The 19,463-nt window shown below is 42.3% G+C and carries 15 protein-coding genes and 1 riboswitch; of the genes, 5 read left to right on the forward strand and 10 right to left on the reverse strand.

What is annotated here, in order from left to right; genetic code table 11:
- Positions 1-370 precede the first annotated feature (370 nt).
- Positions 371-2,020 (forward strand): DUF3592 domain-containing protein, encoded by a 1,650-nt coding sequence (locus ACU6U9_RS12170; RefSeq protein WP_446735315.1) that lies wholly within the window; start codon positions 371-373, stop codon positions 2,018-2,020.
- Positions 2,021-3,038: 1,018 nt separating this feature from the next.
- Complete coding sequence (locus tag ACU6U9_RS12175; RefSeq protein ID WP_446735316.1) at positions 3,039-4,616, forward strand: BCCT family transporter; 1,578 nt, start codon at positions 3,039-3,041, stop codon at positions 4,614-4,616.
- Between the two features lie 100 nt (positions 4,617-4,716).
- Here ACU6U9_RS12175 and ACU6U9_RS12180 read toward each other — a convergent pair whose 3' ends face one another.
- The 9 genes from ACU6U9_RS12180 to thiC all read right to left on the reverse strand — a co-directional run bounded on the left by ACU6U9_RS12180 (position 4,717) and on the right by thiC (position 14,616).
- Positions 4,717-5,439, reverse strand: coding sequence for a 3'-5' exonuclease (locus ACU6U9_RS12180; protein ID WP_446735317.1), 723 nt, complete (start codon positions 5,437-5,439; stop codon positions 4,717-4,719).
- Positions 5,440-5,449: 10 nt separating this feature from the next.
- Positions 5,450-7,333, reverse strand: coding sequence for a DUF294 nucleotidyltransferase-like domain-containing protein (locus tag ACU6U9_RS12185; RefSeq protein WP_446735318.1), 1,884 nt, complete (start codon positions 7,331-7,333; stop codon positions 5,450-5,452).
- 416 nt (positions 7,334-7,749) lie between these two features.
- On the reverse strand, positions 7,750-8,106 hold the full coding sequence (locus tag ACU6U9_RS12190) for a GNAT family N-acetyltransferase (protein ID WP_446735319.1): 357 nt from the start codon (positions 8,104-8,106) through the stop codon (positions 7,750-7,752).
- Between the two features lie 84 nt (positions 8,107-8,190).
- Complete coding sequence (locus tag ACU6U9_RS12195) at positions 8,191-8,640, reverse strand: GNAT family N-acetyltransferase (protein WP_446735866.1); 450 nt, start codon at positions 8,638-8,640, stop codon at positions 8,191-8,193.
- Positions 8,641-9,129: 489 nt separating this feature from the next.
- A complete protein-coding gene (gene thiE, locus ACU6U9_RS12200) occupies positions 9,130-10,614 on the reverse strand; it encodes a thiamine phosphate synthase (RefSeq protein WP_446735320.1) in 1,485 nt (494 codons plus the stop codon).
- A gap of 18 nt (positions 10,615-10,632) precedes the next feature.
- Entirely contained in the window at positions 10,633-11,466 is an 834-nt protein-coding gene (locus ACU6U9_RS12205; RefSeq protein ID WP_446735321.1) for a thiazole synthase, read from the reverse strand.
- Positions 11,467-11,679 (reverse strand): sulfur carrier protein ThiS, encoded by a 213-nt coding sequence (gene thiS, locus ACU6U9_RS12210; protein WP_446735322.1) that lies wholly within the window; start codon positions 11,677-11,679, stop codon positions 11,467-11,469.
- Between the two features lie 10 nt (positions 11,680-11,689).
- The gene (locus ACU6U9_RS12215; protein WP_446735323.1) at positions 11,690-12,721 is read right to left on the reverse strand and encodes an FAD-dependent oxidoreductase; all 1,032 of its coding nucleotides are present in this window, start codon (positions 12,719-12,721) and stop codon (positions 11,690-11,692) included.
- Complete coding sequence (gene thiC / locus ACU6U9_RS12220) at positions 12,718-14,616, reverse strand: phosphomethylpyrimidine synthase ThiC (protein WP_446735324.1); 1,899 nt, start codon at positions 14,614-14,616, stop codon at positions 12,718-12,720. The genes ACU6U9_RS12215 and thiC overlap by 4 nt, the downstream gene beginning before the upstream one ends.
- A gap of 136 nt (positions 14,617-14,752) precedes the next feature.
- Positions 14,753-14,851, reverse strand: a riboswitch (TPP riboswitch).
- 128 nt (positions 14,852-14,979) lie between these two features.
- Between thiC and ACU6U9_RS12225 the strand changes: the two genes are divergently transcribed.
- From ACU6U9_RS12225 to ACU6U9_RS12235, 3 genes are all read left to right on the forward strand, one after another.
- Positions 14,980-15,807: a sterol desaturase family protein gene (locus ACU6U9_RS12225; RefSeq protein ID WP_446735325.1), complete on the forward strand. Its 828-nt coding sequence runs from the start codon at positions 14,980-14,982 to the stop codon at positions 15,805-15,807.
- Positions 15,808-15,870: 63 nt separating this feature from the next.
- The gene (locus ACU6U9_RS12230; protein WP_446735326.1) at positions 15,871-16,416 is read left to right on the forward strand and encodes a redoxin family protein; all 546 of its coding nucleotides are present in this window, start codon (positions 15,871-15,873) and stop codon (positions 16,414-16,416) included.
- Positions 16,417-16,514: 98 nt separating this feature from the next.
- Complete coding sequence (locus ACU6U9_RS12235) at positions 16,515-18,011, forward strand: flavin-containing monooxygenase (protein ID WP_446735327.1); 1,497 nt, start codon at positions 16,515-16,517, stop codon at positions 18,009-18,011.
- On the opposite strand, the gene ACU6U9_RS12240 is transcribed toward ACU6U9_RS12235, so the two are convergent.
- Positions 18,008-19,141 carry a dihydrolipoamide acetyltransferase family protein gene (locus ACU6U9_RS12240; protein WP_446735021.1) on the reverse strand — a complete coding sequence of 378 codons (1,134 nt, stop codon included), beginning with the start codon at positions 19,139-19,141 and terminating at the stop codon, positions 18,008-18,010. The two genes, ACU6U9_RS12235 and ACU6U9_RS12240, sit on opposite strands and share 4 nt — an antisense overlap.
- Between the last annotated feature and the right edge of the window lie 322 nt (positions 19,142-19,463).

Raw genomic sequence — 19,463 nt, forward strand, 5'->3', positions numbered from 1 at the left:
ACTTTTATTATGTAACCTAATGCCTTAAAAAATAATAGGTGTGATTATGCTACCATTTTATCCATTTAAAATAATGGCCTGTGATGCACCCGGCCAAGATTAAAATAGTAATGATTTTGGCCTTGCTACTGCTTAATTAAGCCAACATAGGTATTGATTTTTATATCGACAAAAACCGGTCCTACAATCATCAAACCGGTACTCGAACACTTATAACTTTCTGGTATAGTTATTCATTATTGAATATTGATCCTCAACCATAATGATAATAAAGGGCACTCTATGAAATTTGGCGGCGTAATATTTGGCAGCGTGTTTTTTTTTGCAGGCTTAACGGCCTTTTATTTTTCAGTAATAAGCACCTTGTTTGATGCCGTACAAATGCAGTCTTGGCAATCAACCCTCAGCTGAATTAAACAGCGCAGAGGTTAACAGTTACCAAAGTCGTAATGATGATGGCTCGTACACAACTATGTATTCTGTCGATATGGAATATGAATACTGGAGTGATGGCAGATCCTACACAGGTAATCGCGTAGATATTAGTGAAAACAACAGCAGTGATAGCGATAAGCATTACCAGCGTTTACATCAATTAAAACAAGAGGCCAAACGAGACCAATTCAAGGTTTGGGTTAACCCTAATGATCTAAGTGAATCCGTTTATGATCGTGCGGTAGACATTAAACTGACCTTAATCATGGCACTCTTTTCTTCGACATTTATGTTAGTCGGTGGCGGTATTATTCAAGTGAGTCGTAAAAAAGAAACGCCACTTCCATCCGGTATCAAATCTGATCCAAGTAAACCTTGGACAACACGAGCTGAATGGGCATCAAAAACGCTTTACTCCAATGCTGAAAGCAAGCTGGGGCTCATTAAATTCTTCACTATTTTAGCAACACTCTTTCTGGGTGTATTTGCATTGGCATTATTTGGTCAGCACCCTGTTGCCACTGCATTTTCGTTTATATTTTGCATCCCTCCTGTGCTTATGTTTCGCTGGTATAGGAAGACCAAACGCGAATGGGATCATTTCGACAAGGTCCCCCTACACCTTAAACCTTACCCTGGCGTGATTGGTGGCACTGTCGGTGGTGATATTTCTGTACCCTGCGCTTACACGCCTAATGATCAATACACATTTGAACTCAAGTGCACACACCACTGGACAACACGAAGCGGCAAAGAGACCCGAAGTCATAGCAGCACTATTTGGTCAAAAGTCATCAAACCAACGCCTAGGGCTAGCAGCAACGCCACTCGCCTTACCTTTGAGTTTGATGTTCCTTCTGACAAACCTTCATCTAGCGCACCGGATAATGATTACCATAGCTGGACGTTGGACATCAGTAGTCAATTAAAAGGCATTAACTTTAACCGTGAATACGAAATACCGGTATTCGTCACACGAGATAGCAAAACCATAGAAGATGAGCTAACACAGCAACCACTCACAACACAGCAAAAAGCCGATATTCATTCACGGCTATCGGTCAACCAAAACAAAAATCCGCTTGATCATTCTTCTATGACTGCAAGTACAAAGCCGACTGAAAACTCATCACTCAGCTTTCATACACCCGGCTCTAAAGCCGGTTGGTTCATTGGCGGCATAGGGCTGTTATTTTTTATTATCGGTGTGGTGATTGCCAATACAGCTGAATCTTTTTTTGGTTTTGTATTTGCGGCAATGGCGACTGTTTTCATCGCCCTTGGGATATTAGCGCTAGGGCGAAATTGTCATGTTCGTGTACAACCTAATCAATTAGAAGTGGATGTTTTTATTTTTTCTAAAATGATTAATCAACATCGCTTTACATCTCAAGAAGTTGAAGACATTAAACCGCGTAAATCATCTAGTACATCTCAAAATGGTAAAACAGTTAACGAGAAATACAGCCTTATGTTGACCACTAAAAAAGGGAAATCCATTGATTTAGGTGGTGAGTTTGCATCCATGAAAAATGCCACTCATATGAAATTAGAAATAGAGTCGATATTAAATGCTATTAAATAATACCGCCAATAAAATGGACAACTGAAACTTAAAAAATACTGATTATTATCGGCATAGGTCAGGCACTGACTGAGCTATTTTTTTATAAAACGATAATACGAACTCACATCGCTGAAGCCCAATTTATTTTAACGGGCTTCACTGCTTAATATAGCAACTTTCAAGAACATTAATACTTTCAAATACTTCTTTCTTTAGTAACTTTAAAAACGTCGATCCTTCGTCTTTTAATTTACGATAAAATGTGGTGAGCCTCATGTGTCATGCAATAATTTGTTTTTCAATATTACTGTATTTTTAAAGGATTGAGAAAACAAACCATTCACTTTAGTGATGATTAAAGCCAATGCCTTTATTGATAACAATACAACTTGTGCGTACTACTTTAGTACATTGCGTAAATAAGAGTTTGATAAAAATCAGATTTTCCTAACACAATACAATTCATTTTGCCGTTAAATTCAAGGTTACTGCCAAACAAACTTACGTAGTCACAGTTATAATTAGGTTTTATCTAGGTAAAACTTACAGACTTAATTTGCAAAGGTATTTTACACAGTAATTAGCCCACACAATCAAAGTTATGAAATAGAGAAAATTTGTTGCTAAAAAAATGTTAATACCTTTTCCCAAAAGCGCTGCCCTCATATATGGATGAAACAGGGTTAATGGGTAAAGCAACTACTTTAGTGATGTATGCGATTGTTAAGCATGGCTTGAAGAATTTGTATTAAACATAGTATAGGAGGGTGCCACGCGCCCGATTTCTATTCCTCATTGATAAGTAGGCCGCCATAATATTTAAAGCCAATCAGGCATCTATATTCATCTTTCAATGATCATAAATCAGTCAATAGACACAAACCTGCAACCTGAAGCCATATATTATACAATGCGGCTTCGATTTAACTTATTTAAAGTCGTTCAGGCTCATCAGGCTGTGGTTTTACGCTTAAAACTTGCAGCCGTCTGCATAACTCCCTATGTTAAATGTGTCTATCACCTAATAGAGGACAGCATGCCAAATCAAAACGATAAATACAGTATTCACAGTACTGACTATACCGTGGGTCAAAATAACGTCCAGCGCTGGGGATTTGATGTTCATAACCCCGTGTTCGGAACAAGCGCCGGGTTAATTCTCGCGTTTTTAATCACTATATTGGTTATGGATCCCTCCACCGCCAAAGCCGCACTAGACGGCCTTAAATGGGACATTATTGGTGCCTTTGACGGCTTCTTTATGTGGTCCGCTAATTTCTTTGTAGTCTTTTGCTTGTGCCTTGTGGTCTCGCCATTCGGTAAGATTCGCCTTGGGGGCGAAAACGCTAAACCAGAACACTCTACCCTTTCATGGCTTGCCATGCTGTTTGCAGCAGGTATGGGCATTGGCTTGATGTTCTGGGGCGTTGCTGAACCCGTTGCGTATTTTACTGGCTGGTATGAAACCCCTCTGGGCGTTGAAGCCAACACACCAGAAGCGGCTCGCCTTGCACTTGGCGCTACTATGTACCACTGGGGATTACACCCTTGGGCTATTTATGCGGTTGTTGCCTTGTCTCTTGCCTTTTTTACCTATAACAAAGGTCTACCCTTATCGATACGCTCTGTTTTCTACCCTATTTTAGGGGATCGCGCATGGGGCTGGCCTGGTCACATCATTGATATTTTAGCGGTATTAGCCACGCTTTTCGGTTTGGCCACGTCACTTGGCTTAGGTGCGCAACAAGCCGCCGCAGGCATCAACCATGTATTTGGTATTGAAGGCGATGTGGGCTTACAAATTGCTGTCATTGTTGGCGTGACATTACTGGCTGTGATTTCTGTTATTCGTGGCTTAGAGGGCGGCGTAAAACTGCTTAGTAATATCAACATGCTGATCGCATTAGTATTAATTACATTTGTTGCCTTAGTCAGTTTTGCCGTGGCAATGGGCACGATTCCTACCACCCTGATGGCTTACATCGAAAACATTATTCCGTTAAGTAACCCTCATGGCCGTAACGATGAAGCATGGTTCCAAGGTTGGACCGTATTCTACTGGGCATGGTGGATTTCTTGGTCTCCATTTGTGGGCATGTTTATCGCCAGAGTATCGAAGGGCCGCACCATCCGTGAGTTTATCACCGCGGTATTATTGATCCCAACCAGTGTCACCATTATTTGGATGTCGGTTTATGGTGGCATCGCCATTGATCAAGTGATTCAAGGGGTAGGCGAACTTGGCACTGAAGGTTTAACCGAAGTACCGCTGGCCATGTTCCAAATGTTTGATGCACTGCCTTTTGGCTCCATTCTTTCGATGATTGCGATTGTTCTGGTACTGGTGTTTTTCATCACCTCATCAGATTCTGGCTCTCTGGTCATCGACAGTATTACCGCAGGCGGAAAAATTGACGCACCGATACCACAACGTATTTTTTGGGCGACAACAGAAGGTGCCATTGCTGCGGCGTTATTGTGGATTGGCGGTACAGAAGCCATTCAAGCGCTACAAGCAGGTGCTATTTCAACCGGACTGCCCTTCACGTTTGTGTTACTGGCGATGTGTGTCAGTTTAGTGATGGGGTTAAGAACAGAACCAAGACCTAACTAAGCTTTTGTGATTTAAGCGCTTATTATCTAAGCGCTGACCGTTAGTGATGATAAACCAACAGCCCATATGTTTGCGCATATGGGCTTTTTGTTGGCAAACCCTAACACCAAAGTTCTGAAATTGGCGTATTCTCATCAAAATGATACGCCACTTGCGCCTGTAATAGCTCAGACGTTGCCAGTGCATCTGTCATGGCATGATGCAGATTATAACGCGGCAAACCATAGCGTTCGCGTATATCAGGTAAGCGCAATGACGCATTCGAATGACTCCCCAATATGCGAGCAAGTACACTGCGCTGCTTTTGTAATATCTGAGCTTCTAAGCTCATGGTATCAATCACCGGAAAAAACAACTGCTCTTGAATACGCGTTAACAACGCCAGATTTAAAAAATCGCGTTCTATTTGTCGGTAATGCACCACAACAATTTGATTGGCTATCTTAGGTAAAAACTGATGCAGTACATCATCTAAATCAGGGGCTGACTGTATATCGGAATGCGTAATGCCGTGAATAGTAATGGACTTAGACAACAAGGTTTGACGCGGCTTAACAATAAAGTGGCTGGCTTGCTGACAACGAATACGACTCAATGTAAACGGCACCATTCCCACACTCACAATGCCATGTTCTTGCGGGTTCAACCCCGTGGTTTCAAAATCCAACGCCACAAAAGGCACCTCATTTAAAGGCGTATTGGGCGCCACCAGGCCCGATTCAAAAAACGCTTTTAAACGTGCATCTTTGCAACGGCTCGCTTGCTCAGCATAATACGTTGGCCATGCTAATGGCGAAGGAACTGGAGATAAATGCTTGCTCACACAGGCCGCCTTATTTTAAAGAATTATGAGGATGATAACGATATTTTAAAAACTGCTGCGCTTTATCTAAAATTTGAAAGGCCTCTCTAAGGTTTCGTTTTTCAAATGTAGACAGATGCATTGGGTTAATCGCGTTATCGGGCGTTTGCTCATGCTCAACATCATTAGCCTGATGACGAATGCGCACCATCGAAATATATTCTAAAGCATCACTTAATTCACGGCCTTTACCCTCAGGTAAAATACCCGCTTCAATAATATCGTCCAATCTTTCGAAAGAGTTTTGCGCATCAGAACCCACTGCCAGCGCATGCACCCTAATCACATCACTTAACGGCGCCGTGCCTCGGCGCTTAAGATTAATGGATTTGCCGTGTCGGCCATCGGGCTCCATTACAAAGTTTTTGAAAAAACCAAGAGGCGGTGTTCGACCCAGCGCATTACGCGCCAAACTGGCTAAAAATCGAGGATTATTTTTTGCACGCTGTGCGATAAAAATCTTTAAAATATCCGCCAACTTTGTTTCGCCCCATACGCCATCTAAATCAAAAAAGATACTACTGTTTAGCAGCGCTTGAGGTTCAGGGTTATCAATCCAATCTGCAAAACATTCTTGCCACTGGGTAAAGGTTTTACGCCACTGCACATTAGTGGCCATAATGTCACCTGAGCAATAGGTGTATCCACACAAGGCCAAGCCATCACACACGTATTTCGCAAGCTTTTCAAAATACTCAGCGTGCTCTCTTGGGTCGTAAGCATCATCAAGCAATAAAGCATTGTCTTGGTCCGTCACCAATAACTGTTCATCTCTCGCCATTGAACCTAATGCCAAAAAGCAATACGGCACAGGGGGCTTGCCGAACTTCTCTTCTGCAAGACTTAATAAGTGCTGCTTAAACGAGCGCCCAATCACCGCCATCGCACTGCCCACCATGTGGGAGTTGGCATCTTCATTCACCATGCGCACATAAACCGCAGGTAATTGTTTTGCGTAACGTACTAAGTCTTTTTTCGATTGCTGCGCAAAAATACCTTTTACAAATAACAAGCTGCTTTGTGACTCATGGCGAAGAATATCAAGCAACGTCAACACACCAATGGGTTCATCGCGGTGCATTAAAGGCAGCTGCGGTTGATTAAAACGTAACATCGTCAGCATGGCTTCAAACATATAGGCTTTTGAATCCAGCACTTCAAATTCAGATGTCATCACTTCACTAATGGGGGTCGTCAGTGGTAAGCCGTCTGCCACGATGGATTGGCGTAAATGCTGGTCGGTTAAAATACCTTTTACTCTCGAACCTCGTTCACCCTCTTCTAAGCTTGGCGTGCAAACCAGTATAAAAGAAACATCTTCGTCGCCCATGAATTTAGCGGCCTGCTGCGCGGTCATATCGGGCGATGCGATCACTGGTGGCCTTGATAAAATAGACTTGGCTTGCACTGTCGAAAGGTCACTTAATTCGTCCGAGCGAGACACGGTTTCTCTTAACACCTCAGCTTCGTCTGCCTCAAAATAATCGCCAAAATCATCATATTCAGCAAAGTACTGCTTAAAAAACGCATCGGGAATACAATACACCAAGGTGTCATCCAGCGCCTTTACGGGAAACCGCACAGAGCCATTCATCAACAACCCCATTTGGCCAAAAATACCGCCTTCGGCCAAACGATTATGCAACTCTCCATCTCGACGAAACACTTCAACCGAGCCACTGCGAACCACATATAAGTCTTTGATCGGATCACGAAAATTAAGAATCTGTGTGCCGGCCCGAAAGTAAGCAATTTCGATTGATTGCGCCAATTCATCACGGGCCTTATCCGGCAGTTCATCAAATGGCGGGTACTGGGAAAGAAAATTTGAAACCTCAACCTGCTCGGCTTGCACAGACGTATTCCTATTGAATTAGCGATACTAGGGAGTATGCACCGAACAGTGCACAAAACAAGTTTGAAGAGCATTAAGGGCCGCTTACTGAATAATTTGGCCATTATTGGATTATTATGGTCGTTCGTTAGATTTAAACTTTGTATAGTTGGTAGTCATGTATGGGGTTACATAATGACGTCACTTAAAAAACCAATATCGACTGTTAATACTAAAAATATATTTTTCAATGATATTCTTCATACGATCAACCACCTTAGGCAATGTCGATATTAATAGGGTTGCTAGGTGCATTTTTTTTCATAAACAAAAAAAACAATGCCATTTCTTGTCATCTCACCTATTCGAATAAACCCAGATGACTCATACATATTTTGCGCTTCTTTCATGGGCTTTTGAGTCCATAAAATCATCTTTTACCATTTATTTTCTTTTGCAAAATCAATCGCACTTCTCACCAGATTTCGACCAAGGCTATGACCCCTATACTTGGGGCTAACACCCAATAAGTGCATTTCACATTCATTTCCTTTAGCTCTGACAATGGCGCTTGAGCTAGGAGGAACAACGACTACCATCCCAGAAAATATATTCTCTGATACCTCCTTTGATACAAACATTACACCTCTATCTCTAACTTTAATCGGATCAAATACTGTTTTTGCCATCTCAACAGTTGCAAAACCTGATTGCACATAAACGTGGGACAAAAGTATAAATATTTCATCATCTGACACGTGCAAGTTATCAATACTATCAACTCTAAATTCCATCTATAATTACTCCATAGGTAACGTCGCATTAATTAACCGTTGTCGATTCATTGCGGAAATATAGTAAGCATACGCTTGCTAGCATTACGAACTCAATTTATATAATAAATTTTGTTTCACTCCGGCCAATTCATTATTTGTAATACTGAACAAAACAGAGTCTCTGATTCGACCATCAGGCATAACCATATGATGACGAAGGATACCGTCTTTTTTCGCTCCAAGCCTTGCAATGGCATTACGCGAAGTGTTATTAAGATAATCGGTGAGAAATTCAACTCTGTTTAAATGCATTATTTCAAAAGCATGGGTAAGCATCAGTCGTTTCGCTTCTGTGGTGACCATGGTTTTCTGATACGACTTAGCAATAAAGGTAAAACCAACCTCAACACGCTTGTTTAGTAGATTGGCTTTCATAAATCTAGTCGAACCAACCACATTTCCAGAAACTTTCTCAATTATCGCAAAGACTAAGCCGTCTTCATTCATGTGTGCAGAAATAGCATTTTTAATGAACTCGTCAATGTGTTCAATTCTTGGAACTAATGTGACAAATAAATTTCATAACTCGCCGTCAGAGATTGCTTCAATTAGCCCGTCACGATAATCTTTAGATAGAGGTTCTAGTCTGACATGCTTACCTTCAAGCGTTATTTTATTAAACTTCATACACATCCTTAAGTATAAATTTATCAATATGAGTTTATCACCTACAAACAGATTTTTTGTATTTTTGTATTTTTGTATTTTTGTATTTTTGTATTTTTGTATTTTTGTATTTTTGTATTAAGCCAATGTCATTGCTTACAAAAGTCAATATTACTGTTTATAAATCGTAGGGCGGGCATTGCCCGCCGACAACTGGCTGCTGTCAGGCAGTGCCTGACCTACATGGCTAAAGTGCTATAGACGTTTCTATTTAGCCACTCTTCAGCTTCCATTTAAGCCACTCAGATTAATTCGAAGCGTGTTTATAAGTAAAATTTATCGGCCGCGGGGCAGCCTCGTACCGTTTCGAATATATTAAGCATTCCAACGTACAATAAAATCTGAGCAGACTTTTTCTGGATTTTCCGCTTGGGTAATGGCGCTAATCATCGCGATAGAATCAACCCCTTGGGCTTTTACTTTTTCGAAGCGTTCGTTGTGAATACCGCCGATAGCTACTAGCGGGAAACCCGCTAATTGGGCTCTCCAGTACGCCAGACCCGTTTCACCTTGCGGTACCCAAGGCATGTCTTTGGTTTGTGTCGCATACACTGGGCCAAACGCGATATACGAGGGTTTAATGGTTTTAGCACGGGCTACTTCATAAAAGCAATGGCTGCTTAAACCTAAACGTAAGCCTGCTTTGGCAATGGCCGATAAATCGGCATCGTCTATGTCTTCTTGGCCAAGGTGCACACCGTAAGCGTCGCATTCAATCGCCAATTGCCAATAGTCGTTTATGTATAACTGGCAATCGTATTGATTGGCCAATTTTACACATTGTAGAATTTCGGCTTTTAACTCGTCACCGCATAAATCTTTGACACGTAATTGAATCACTTTGACACCTAACGGCAGCAAGCGCTCTAACCATTGAGCGCCATCAACAATGGGGTATAAACCCAGTTCACTACTGCATGGTAAAAAGTTAAGTCCTTTTTGTTTATCGTTTGCATACACACTGGAAAGTTGTGAGTTGTTAAATTGTGATGCATCTGATTGGTTGAATGTTGCAAAACCTAAACTGCCTGTGTGTTCGTCAATGCTAAACGGGGTTTGCCAACCGGCATCCATTTGCATTTTTGCGATGACCACCGCATCCGCCATTGAATGCCCTAGTGCTATTGCACCTGCAATTAACGATGCCATGGCGCAACCTGTGCCGCGGTTAAAACCGTGCGAGTATTGGGCGTGTTCTAAATAAAAGTAACGTTCGTTATCACAATATACGTCTTGTGCTTTGTGCGCGCCATGGCCGCCTTTTAATAGTACTGCACAGTTTGTGTGTGTGTTTAACGCCTTCGCCAATGTTAATGCGTTATTGGTTTGAGTGAATGTTTTATCAAATATGGGCATTAAAACCTGTGCTTCATCCGTATTAGGGGTTAGGACGTGCACATGGGGGATTAAAAATCTTAACGCCGCTAAACGAGTGTCACTGTATCGATTCTTATCACTGCTGGCACCCAGAACGGGGTCTAGCACAATTATTTTATTGGCAAATATCGGGTGCTCAACCAATGCTTTGGCTTGTTCAGTATCACTGATTAAACCGATTTTAATCACGCTAAATATATCTTGTTGGTAAAGCGCATCTAGCTGGTTAACAAATACGGTTAAATCAACTGGGTTTAAACTCAAAAATTGAGTTTGATTTTGCGCCGTATTCGCGGTGATACAGCTAGCACAATGCACACCTAATGACGCCAGAGCACGCTGATCCATTGCGATACCTGCCATGCCGAGAGGATCATGGGCCGATACCGATAATACCGCTGATTTTTTTTCGACTTCAGGCATGTTAATTTTCTTAATTTTTTAATTTTCATTATGCCAAAATGGCATGCCCACTACGGGTGTGCTGGCAACCGCTTTTTGTTGTTCTTGCATACAGCCTGCCTTGTAAGCTAAGCGCCCAGACTCGACTGCTAGCTTAAAGGCTTTAGCCATGTGCACACTGTCTTGTGCTTTTGCGATAGCACTATTTAATAGCACGCCATCAAATCCCATTTCCATGGCTTGTGCCGCATGACTGGGCTTACCCAAACCTGCATCGATGATCATAGGCACATGTGGAAAACGATTACGCAGCAAGGTTAACGCATAAGGATTCATTAACCCTTTGCCTGTACCAATGGGCGCCCCCCATGGCATTAAAATATTACAGCCAACTTCTAAGAGTTTTTCACATAGAATCAAATCATCAGTACAATATGGGAAGACTTCAAAGCCTTGATTTATTAATTCTTGTGCGGCTTCGACTAATTGAAATGGGTCTGGTTGTAACGTGTAGTCATCACCAATAACTTCTAGTTTTACCCAGTTTGTTTTGAATAATTCGCGGGCCATTTGTGCCGTGACAATGGCCTCTTTAGCACTAAAACAGCCTGCGGTATTGGGTAATAAAAACCGATTATCTTGTGTGAAGTCTTGCAAGAATTGCCAAAATACAGGGTTATCTTGCGCTTCGTTTGTGGCCAGTTGTCTGCGCAATGATACTGTCATGATTTGCGAGGCCGACTCAATAATACTGGCCTGCATAATACTAGGAGAGTCATACATAGCTGTGCCGATTAATAACCGACTATCAAGAGTTTTACCCCCAATATTAAATGCGTCAGTTTGTGCCGAAACATCATCGAGTGTGTTCATTTAACCACCTACCACTGCGGTTAATAATTCAATGTCATCGCTGTCTTGTAAGCAATATGAATCATATTCTTGTCTTGGCACAAGTTGCTGGTTCACCGCCACCACACTACGAGCGATCGTAACTTCCCAATCATCAAATTGATTTTGTAAGAACGTCAGCAAGCTCATGGATTCATTCAATTCAATCAGCTCACCGTTGTAACGAATGCTCATAACGAAATCCTCACTTAGCCATTGACCATTGTTGTAATTTTTTCTTAAATAAATCAGCTGAAAATGCTTGCTCAATTATCGCAGGGGTTAATAAATATCCGTGGCGATATAAGCCATTAATACGGGTTAAACCAACTTGCACATCGACAATGGGCTGGTGATCCAAACTGGTTGGGCGAACACCCGTGCTCATGCTAATAATACGCGCTTCAGCAAACCCTTTATGCACACTGTACGCCGCTGACAATAACTCCAATGCCGAACGCACGCTGATTGGGCCGTCATCAGCGCTTTCTATTTCGGTGGCACCGATTATAAAGTGATGGTTTTCACGGGGCACGATATACAGTTTGTATTTTGGGTGCATCAAGCGAATCATGTGCTGCAAGTTCACTTCAGGCGCATGCAATAAAATACGCTCACCACGCACCCCATACAAATTGACTTGGTCTTTTGCGGCTAAGCCTCTGCAATCAAACACCCAATCAAAATATTCACCGTTCACTTCATTGCATGCAATTGTGTGTACATGGGAATGATTAAATTCGCCTTGTGCACGAATCACCGAATGCAGTGCCGTTAATGCTTGATGACTATCAACTTGCGCTTCTTGTTTTAAATGCAAGGCATTATGAAAGTGCTTTAGCTCTGGTTCAATGGAGCTTGGTATCACCGATGAAACGCATGCATCAAAGTCATCTAACTTACGCTTTAGCGTGCTATGAAATTGCGTAAAACTGCCCGCATCTTGAGTATGGGCTAATACCAGCGTGCCACTATCACGGTAAAAAACCGAATGATTTAATTGTGCAAGTTCCTCTATGATACTTGGCCACAAGGTTAAACTGCGCAAACCCAATTTATATACATTGGTGTTCGCGCTTTCTAACTCGGCCATGGGTGCCAGCATACCCGCTGCGGTATATGAGCAAGATTCCTTTTGAGTGTCTTGCTCATATACCGTTACGTTTAAATTGCGTTTAATGCATTCATACGCAAGCATACTGCCGCAAATACCTGCACCCACTATCGCGATATTCATGCAGGCGTTTCACTGAGTTTTTCAGCTGTGGCTGGTACGTACACTTCACTGCCTAACGCTTTGAACTCTGCGCTTTTATCTTGCATGGCTTTGACGATTTCATCTTTTGAATAATCACGCACTTCTTGGGAGATTTTCATCGAACAGAATTTCGGGCCACACATAGAACAAAAGTGCGCCACTTTTGCGCTGTCTTTTGGCAGGGTTTCATCGTGATAAGCACGAGCCGTGTCTGGGTCTAGGCCAAGATTAAATTGATCTTCCCAACGGAATTCAAAACGCGCTTTTGACATCATGTCATCGCGATAACGAGCACCGGGATGCCCTTTAGCAATGTCGGCTGCGTGGGCTGCAAGCTTGTAAGTGATGATGCCTACTTTTACATCGTCACGATTGGGTAAACCCAAATGCTCTTTTGGTGTCACATAGCACAACATGGCACAACCAAACCAACCGATCATGGCGGCACCAATGCCTGACGTAATGTGATCATAACCTGGTGCAATATCGGTGGTTAACGGCCCTAATGTATAAAACGGGGCTTCGTCACAGCATGCTAACTGTTTATCCATATTGGCTTGAACCATATGCATCGGTACATGGCCTGGGCCTTCGATCATGACTTGCACATCATGTTTCCAGGCGACTTGTGTTAACTCACCTAACGTTTCTAGCTCTGCAAATTGTGCCGCATCGTTGGCGTCGGCTTGTGAACCTGGGCGTAAGCCATCCCCTAACGAGAAGCTAACGTCATAGGTTTTCATGATTTCGCAAATGTCTTCAAAGTGCGTGTATAAAAAACTTTCTTCATGATGTGCAATACACCACTTGGCCATGATAGAGCCACCGCGACTTACAATACCCGTTACGCGGTCTACGGTTAACGGTACGTGTGCTAAACGAATACCTGCGTGAATGGTAAAATAATCCACTCCTTGCTCCGCTTGTTCGATTAACGTGTCGCGGAAAACTTCCCATGTTAAATCTTCAGCTACGCCATTTACTTTTTCTAACGCTTGATACAAGGGCACTGTGCCAATGGGCACAGGTGAGTTACGAATAATATAATCACGGGTACTGTGAATATGCTTACCCGTTGATAAATCCATAACCGTATCGCCACCCCAACGGGTTGACCAAACCAGCTTTTCAACTTCTTCTTCGATGGAACTGGTTAACGCGCTGTTACCAATATTGGCGTTCACTTTTACTAAAAAGTTACGGCCAATAATCATGGGCTCTAATTCTGGGTGATTGATGTTGGCCGGAATAATCGCGCGGCCACGGGCGATTTCGTCACGCACAAATTCGCCGGTAATGGTTTGCGGAATACTCGCCCCCATGTGATTGCCTTTTAGACGGGCTTCACGTTCGGGGGTGGTGAATTCGTTTTCTAGCGCCTCACGCAGTTGGTTTTCACGCATGGCCACGTATTCCATTTCTGGGGTAACAATGCCTTTGCGGGCGTAATGCAATTGGCTAACATTTTTGCCTGCTTTTGCACGACGTGGTTGACGTTGCAGGTGCGGATTATAAAATTGAAACGCCTTGGTTTCGTCATCAATACCGTTGTCTTCTGGTTGGGTGTCGCGGCCGTCGTACACGTCGGTATCGTCACGATTTAAAATCCACTTTGCTCGTACTTCTGAGGTAATGCCTTTGTGCACATCTACTTCTGCGTTGACATCAGTATAAGGGCCAGAGGTGTCGTACACATTAATGTGTGTGCCATCGGTTAGGTTAATCTTGCGCATCGGCACGCGCACATCAGGATGATTAGGGCTTTGAATGTATATCTTTTCGCTACCGGGTAACGGTTCACGGGTAATAAGATGAGGGTTAACGTCAGCAAGTTGCGCTGTTTGAATTGTATTTTTATTTTCTGAATTTTGCATAGTGGGTCCTTATTATGAATAAAGTCACCACTAACAAAGACGTGCGGGAAATCGACTCACCCTACTATTAGGTATATACGCCGATAGATGCAAAACATCACTCATAACCCAATGACAGATGGTTATAAATACAATACGGATGCTTCGCGCTCATTCCTACGCCGATGCTAGTCGGATCAGGTTCAACGGGTAAAGTCTCAGCCACTTTTAACAAGCAGCACCCCGTGAGCAGACTGCCATTCTAAGGCAAGTCATTACGAGTTCCAACCACAGATGACCAAATATATCCCTTATGTGTCCGTAAATGCCCTTTTAAAGCCATGCCTCAAAGGTATATTGGTTAAAAAATAATAAGAGCGTGTCATGCCCAATTTCATTGATGTCATCATTCAAGATTACTCAGGCGTCTTTTATGACCCTTGGTTTTGGCTGTTTCCTGCCGCCACGCTCGCCATTAGTTTTATTGCGTTTATGACCTTTGCTCTGCCTTGGACTTGGCTTGCCTACATAGAGCCTAACTGGCTAAAGCCTTATCGTATTCAAGCCAATGCCATTGATGTAAAAGGCACATTTTGGCCATCGATTTATCACAGCGTTAAAAATACAGCGGTCGTTTTTGTGATGCTGGTTGTGCTGTGGCCTTTAATAAAACGCACAGGCATTCATGTGGGTGACATGCCAAGCGTGTACATCATTGTTATTCAGGTATTATTTTTTATCTTGTTAGATGACTTCTTATATTACTGGATGCATCGCTTTTTTCATGAAAATAAATTTTTTATGCGTCATGTTCATAGCGTGCATCATAAGATAAAAAATACCTGCGCCATTAATGGCAATTACATGCACTGGTTTGAGTTCGCCTGTACATCGGGTTTGATACTCATTGGCCCCATACTGTTAAGCAGCCATTTATATGTCATTTGGATTTGGGTCATCATCCGCCAATTTGAAGCGGCCGATGGCCACATTGGCTATGATATCCCTTGGAACCCTGCTCGGTTATTTTTGATTTACCACGGGCCTGTCTACCATGATTTTCATCATGCTAAATTTAAAGGTAATTATGCGGGATTTTTAAATTATTTAGATGGTTACTTGGGTAATACTTACGTTAAAGCGTATTTAGAATATAAGGCAAAACGTAAGGCCGGACTAACCCCACAAGAAATTAGAACCCCATCAAAATAGATAGGAACCAAGTGCATTTAAATTGCTCTAATGGGCTATACACTGTGTAGAGTGAGGCCCATTATGCGTAATATTTTCATCCTAACCTGCGTAGCGGCCATAAGCTTTTTTTCGTTTAAAGCAATACTCGGCAACGCCGTATACGCCATAGAGCCGACGCCACTACCTGAGTTCACGCAAACACAGCCTCAAAATTGGTTAAAATCAAAGCCATTAAAAAAATCTGACCTAAAAGGCAAAGTGGTGCTAATGGATATTTGGACCTTTTCCTGCTGGAACTGCTATCGTAGTTTTCCTTGGCTAAACAGCCTAGCGACATCATTCAAGCAGGACGATTTTCAAGTGATTGGTATTCATAGCCCTGAATTTGATCATGAGAAAAAACCACAAGCTGTGCTAAAAAAGATGGACGAGTTTAAGCTCGAACACCCAGTCATGATTGACAATGATTTTACCTACTGGCGAGCATTGAATAACCAATATTGGCCAACATTTTATTTAATTGATAAAACAGGCTCGATTCGTTATCGCTTTATTGGTGAAACCCATGCCGATACCGCAAAAGCGAAAAAAATAGAACAAGCTATTGCGCTTTTGTTAGCCGAATAAATAACATTCATTTTATTAACGCTGTCAGAAAGTGCCATAGACATGGCCTTTCGCTTGTTTTATGGTCAATGCAATACTAATAACAATAAAGAGCAAATATGGCCTCTCATCATTTTGATATTCTCATTATTGGCGCTGGCTTATCTGGCATTGGCATGGCGTGCCACCTTAAAAAACTGTGCCCGAATAAATCGTTTGCTATTTTAGAGCGCCGCCAAGCAATTGGAGGCACATGGGATTTATTCCGTTACCCTGGTATCCGCTCAGACAGTGACATGGCCAGCTTTGGTTATGACTTTCGCCCTTGGGATGGTTTAAGTGTATTGGCTGATGGTACATCAATTCGTAAATACATTAATCAAACCGCACAAGCATTTGAAGTGGAAGGCAAGGTACATTTTTCATTAAAAATTGTTCACGCCAACTGGGACAGCCATCAACAACACTGGCGCGTTGAGGCGCTAAACGAACGTACACAAGAGCGTACACATTACACCTGCAATTTTTTAATCCCCTGTACTGGCTATTACAATTATGACCAAGGCTACCAACCAGTATTTAAAAACCAAGACGCTTTTAAGGGCGTATTTGTTCATCCGCAAAAATGGCCTGACAACTTAGACTATACGGATAAAAAAGTGGTGGTCATTGGCAGTGGTGCCACTGCCGTAACCATTGTGCCCGCCATGAGTGACCAAGCAGAACATGTCACCATGTTACAGCGTTCCCCTTCATATATTTTTTCTGTACCGTCTATTGATTCAGTATCAAATATCTTAAATAAGATATTACCTAAACGCTGGGTCTTTTCGATGGCCCGTACTCGTAATATTTTGTTACAACGCACGCTATATAAACTCGCTAAACGCTGGCCTAATGTTGTAAAAAAAATATTATTACGATCGGTAAAAGGGAACCTAACAACGGGTTTTGATATGAGTCACTTTACACCTCATTATCAACCATGGGACCAACGCCTTTGCGCAATACCTGATGGGGATTTATTTACCGCTATTAATTCAGGTAAAGCCAGCATAACAACCGATACCATCGAAGAATTTACAGCAACAGGTATTCAGCTTGCGTCAGGTAAACACATTGATGCCGATATTATCATCAGTGCAACGGGCTTAAACTTGCAGGTATTAGGTGGTATGTCGTTAAGTCTTGATAATAAGCCGTTAGATTTAAGTCACCATATGACTTATAAAGGCGTGTTGGCCGAAAATATACCCAACATCGCTTGGATCTTTGGTTACATCAATGCGCCATGGACCTTAAAAGCGGATTTGTCTGCTCGTTATTTATGTCGTTTATTTAATTATATGGATAAACATCATCATCATGTTGCCAAACCTTTTAACCAAACAGAAAAACCATTAGATGAAACCGTGATGGATGAAATGGCATCGGGTTATGTTGTCCGATCAAAAGACGTATTACCTCGCCAAGGTCAGTCACACCCTTGGCGCATATTACACAAATACGAAATAGATAAAAAAACATTGTTAAAAGAAACCATCAACGATGGTATTTTACAATTTGAAAGCAAACACAAAACAGAAAAAGAGAACACAGAAAGTGAAGCCTGTTAGTCAACACTTTTGCGCTTAAGGTCATCCATGAGTGCTTTAAGAAATCGTGCGGCTTCTCCCCCTGTTACCGCACGGTGATCAAAGGTGATCGATAACGGCAATATGGGGTGCAATAGAGCCTGCCCTTCGTATGCGACAACTTCGTAGCGTATGCCACCCGCCCCAATGATGGTGACCTGTGGTGGCACCACAACTGGATTCGCATATTTACCAGCCAGTGTGCCAAAATTGCTTAATGTAATTGTCGCCCCCTGCATTTCTTGCGGGGGGATTTTTCGACTTTTAACCGCATTTCTTAACGCGTTTAATCCGCTGCGTAAATCGGTTAAATCTCGTTTACCAATATTGCGTAACACAGGTACAAACAAACCTTGCTCGGTATCTACCGCAATACCTAAATCAATGTGTTCTAATATTCTGCGTGATAGTTGTTCGCCATCAAACCAAATATTCAAATTAGGCTCTGCCACGCAGGCATGCGCAATTGCATGTACCAGACGCATGGTAATATCTTGCGGAGGTTCTGTTTTAACGTCATACCATTGATGTACATCGACATCGTCATGCAATGTAACCGGCACCACTTGTGCGTGACTCATAGCCATATTTTTAGCCATGGCTTTACGCACGCCTTTTAAGGATTCACTTTGTCCGATATCAGAGTTAAGTTTTGCTGCTTTTTCTACATCTAAACTGGTTATGCGACCGTCTTCTCCCGTGGCACCAATATGAGATAAATCCACATTTAGGCGTTTGGCTAATGCACGTACACTGGGTGTCGCTTTGATCGATTGCTGTGTATGAGTATGATGAGCGCTGCCCACAATGAAATCATCTTTGCTTTCATGCTTTGCACTTAATGATAAATCACCCACAACCGTGCCTGAATCGTCTTGCTCGCCTTGATATTCAACCAATGGCTCACCAATGTGCACCACATCACCAGGCTCAGCAAATAAGGCACTGATTACACCCGCTTGTGGCGACGGTACTTCAACAATGGCTTTAGCCGTTTCAACCGATACCATCAGCTGATCAACCGTAACCGTGTCCCCTGCTTTAACATGCCATTCAACTATTTCCGCTTCGCTTAGGCCTTCCCCTAGATCCGGCAATTTGAAATATTTCATGAGCGATTCCCTTTGAATTTCAGCCAATTATGCTTTGTAATTAGAATGTAAAACTAAGTTTTATTAAGATGGTTTCCACTATTAATTCTTACCGACAACAATACCCTGCACTCTCATGTCACTAATAGAACACACTAGCCCCCTACATTGATAATCAATAAATTGTAGGAGGGTGCCCCGCGCCCGACAATTTTCACCCATTAAACATCTAATGCATTCGTTCATATAAAAGAGAACACTAGCAACTTCTTACATTGCTAATCGATAAATTGTACGAGGGTGCCCCGTGCCCGAAATTTTCATCAATTACACATCTAATGCA

The sequence above is a fragment of the Pseudomonas sp. HK3 genome, assembly GCF_052920985.1.

Bases quoted from the DNA above. Each gene is read 5' to 3' on its own strand.
- thiC (WP_446735324.1), bottom strand. From the start codon at position 14,616: ATGCAAAATTCAGAAAATAAAAATACAATTCAAACAGCGCAACTTGCT.
- ACU6U9_RS12235 (WP_446735327.1), top strand. From the start codon at position 16,515: ATGGCCTCTCATCATTTTGATATTCTCATTATTGGCGCTGGCTTATCT.
- thiS (WP_446735322.1), bottom strand. From the start codon at position 11,679: ATGAGCATTCGTTACAACGGTGAGCTGATTGAATTGAATGAATCCATG.
- ACU6U9_RS12175 (WP_446735316.1), top strand. From the start codon at position 3,039: ATGCCAAATCAAAACGATAAATACAGTATTCACAGTACTGACTATACC.
- thiE (WP_446735320.1), bottom strand. From the start codon at position 10,614: ATGCCTGAAGTCGAAAAAAAATCAGCGGTATTATCGGTATCGGCCCAT.
- ACU6U9_RS12225 (WP_446735325.1), top strand. From the start codon at position 14,980: ATGCCCAATTTCATTGATGTCATCATTCAAGATTACTCAGGCGTCTTT.
- ACU6U9_RS12190 (WP_446735319.1), bottom strand. From the start codon at position 8,106: ATGGAATTTAGAGTTGATAGTATTGATAACTTGCACGTGTCAGATGAT.
- ACU6U9_RS12230 (WP_446735326.1), top strand. From the start codon at position 15,871: ATGCGTAATATTTTCATCCTAACCTGCGTAGCGGCCATAAGCTTTTTT.
- ACU6U9_RS12205 (WP_446735321.1), bottom strand. From the start codon at position 11,466: ATGAACACACTCGATGATGTTTCGGCACAAACTGACGCATTTAATATT.
- ACU6U9_RS12240 (WP_446735021.1), bottom strand. From the start codon at position 19,141: ATGAAATATTTCAAATTGCCGGATCTAGGGGAAGGCCTAAGCGAAGCG.
- ACU6U9_RS12215 (WP_446735323.1), bottom strand. From the start codon at position 12,721: ATGAATATCGCGATAGTGGGTGCAGGTATTTGCGGCAGTATGCTTGCG.
- ACU6U9_RS12170 (WP_446735315.1), top strand. From the start codon at position 371: ATGCCGTACAAATGCAGTCTTGGCAATCAACCCTCAGCTGAATTAAAC.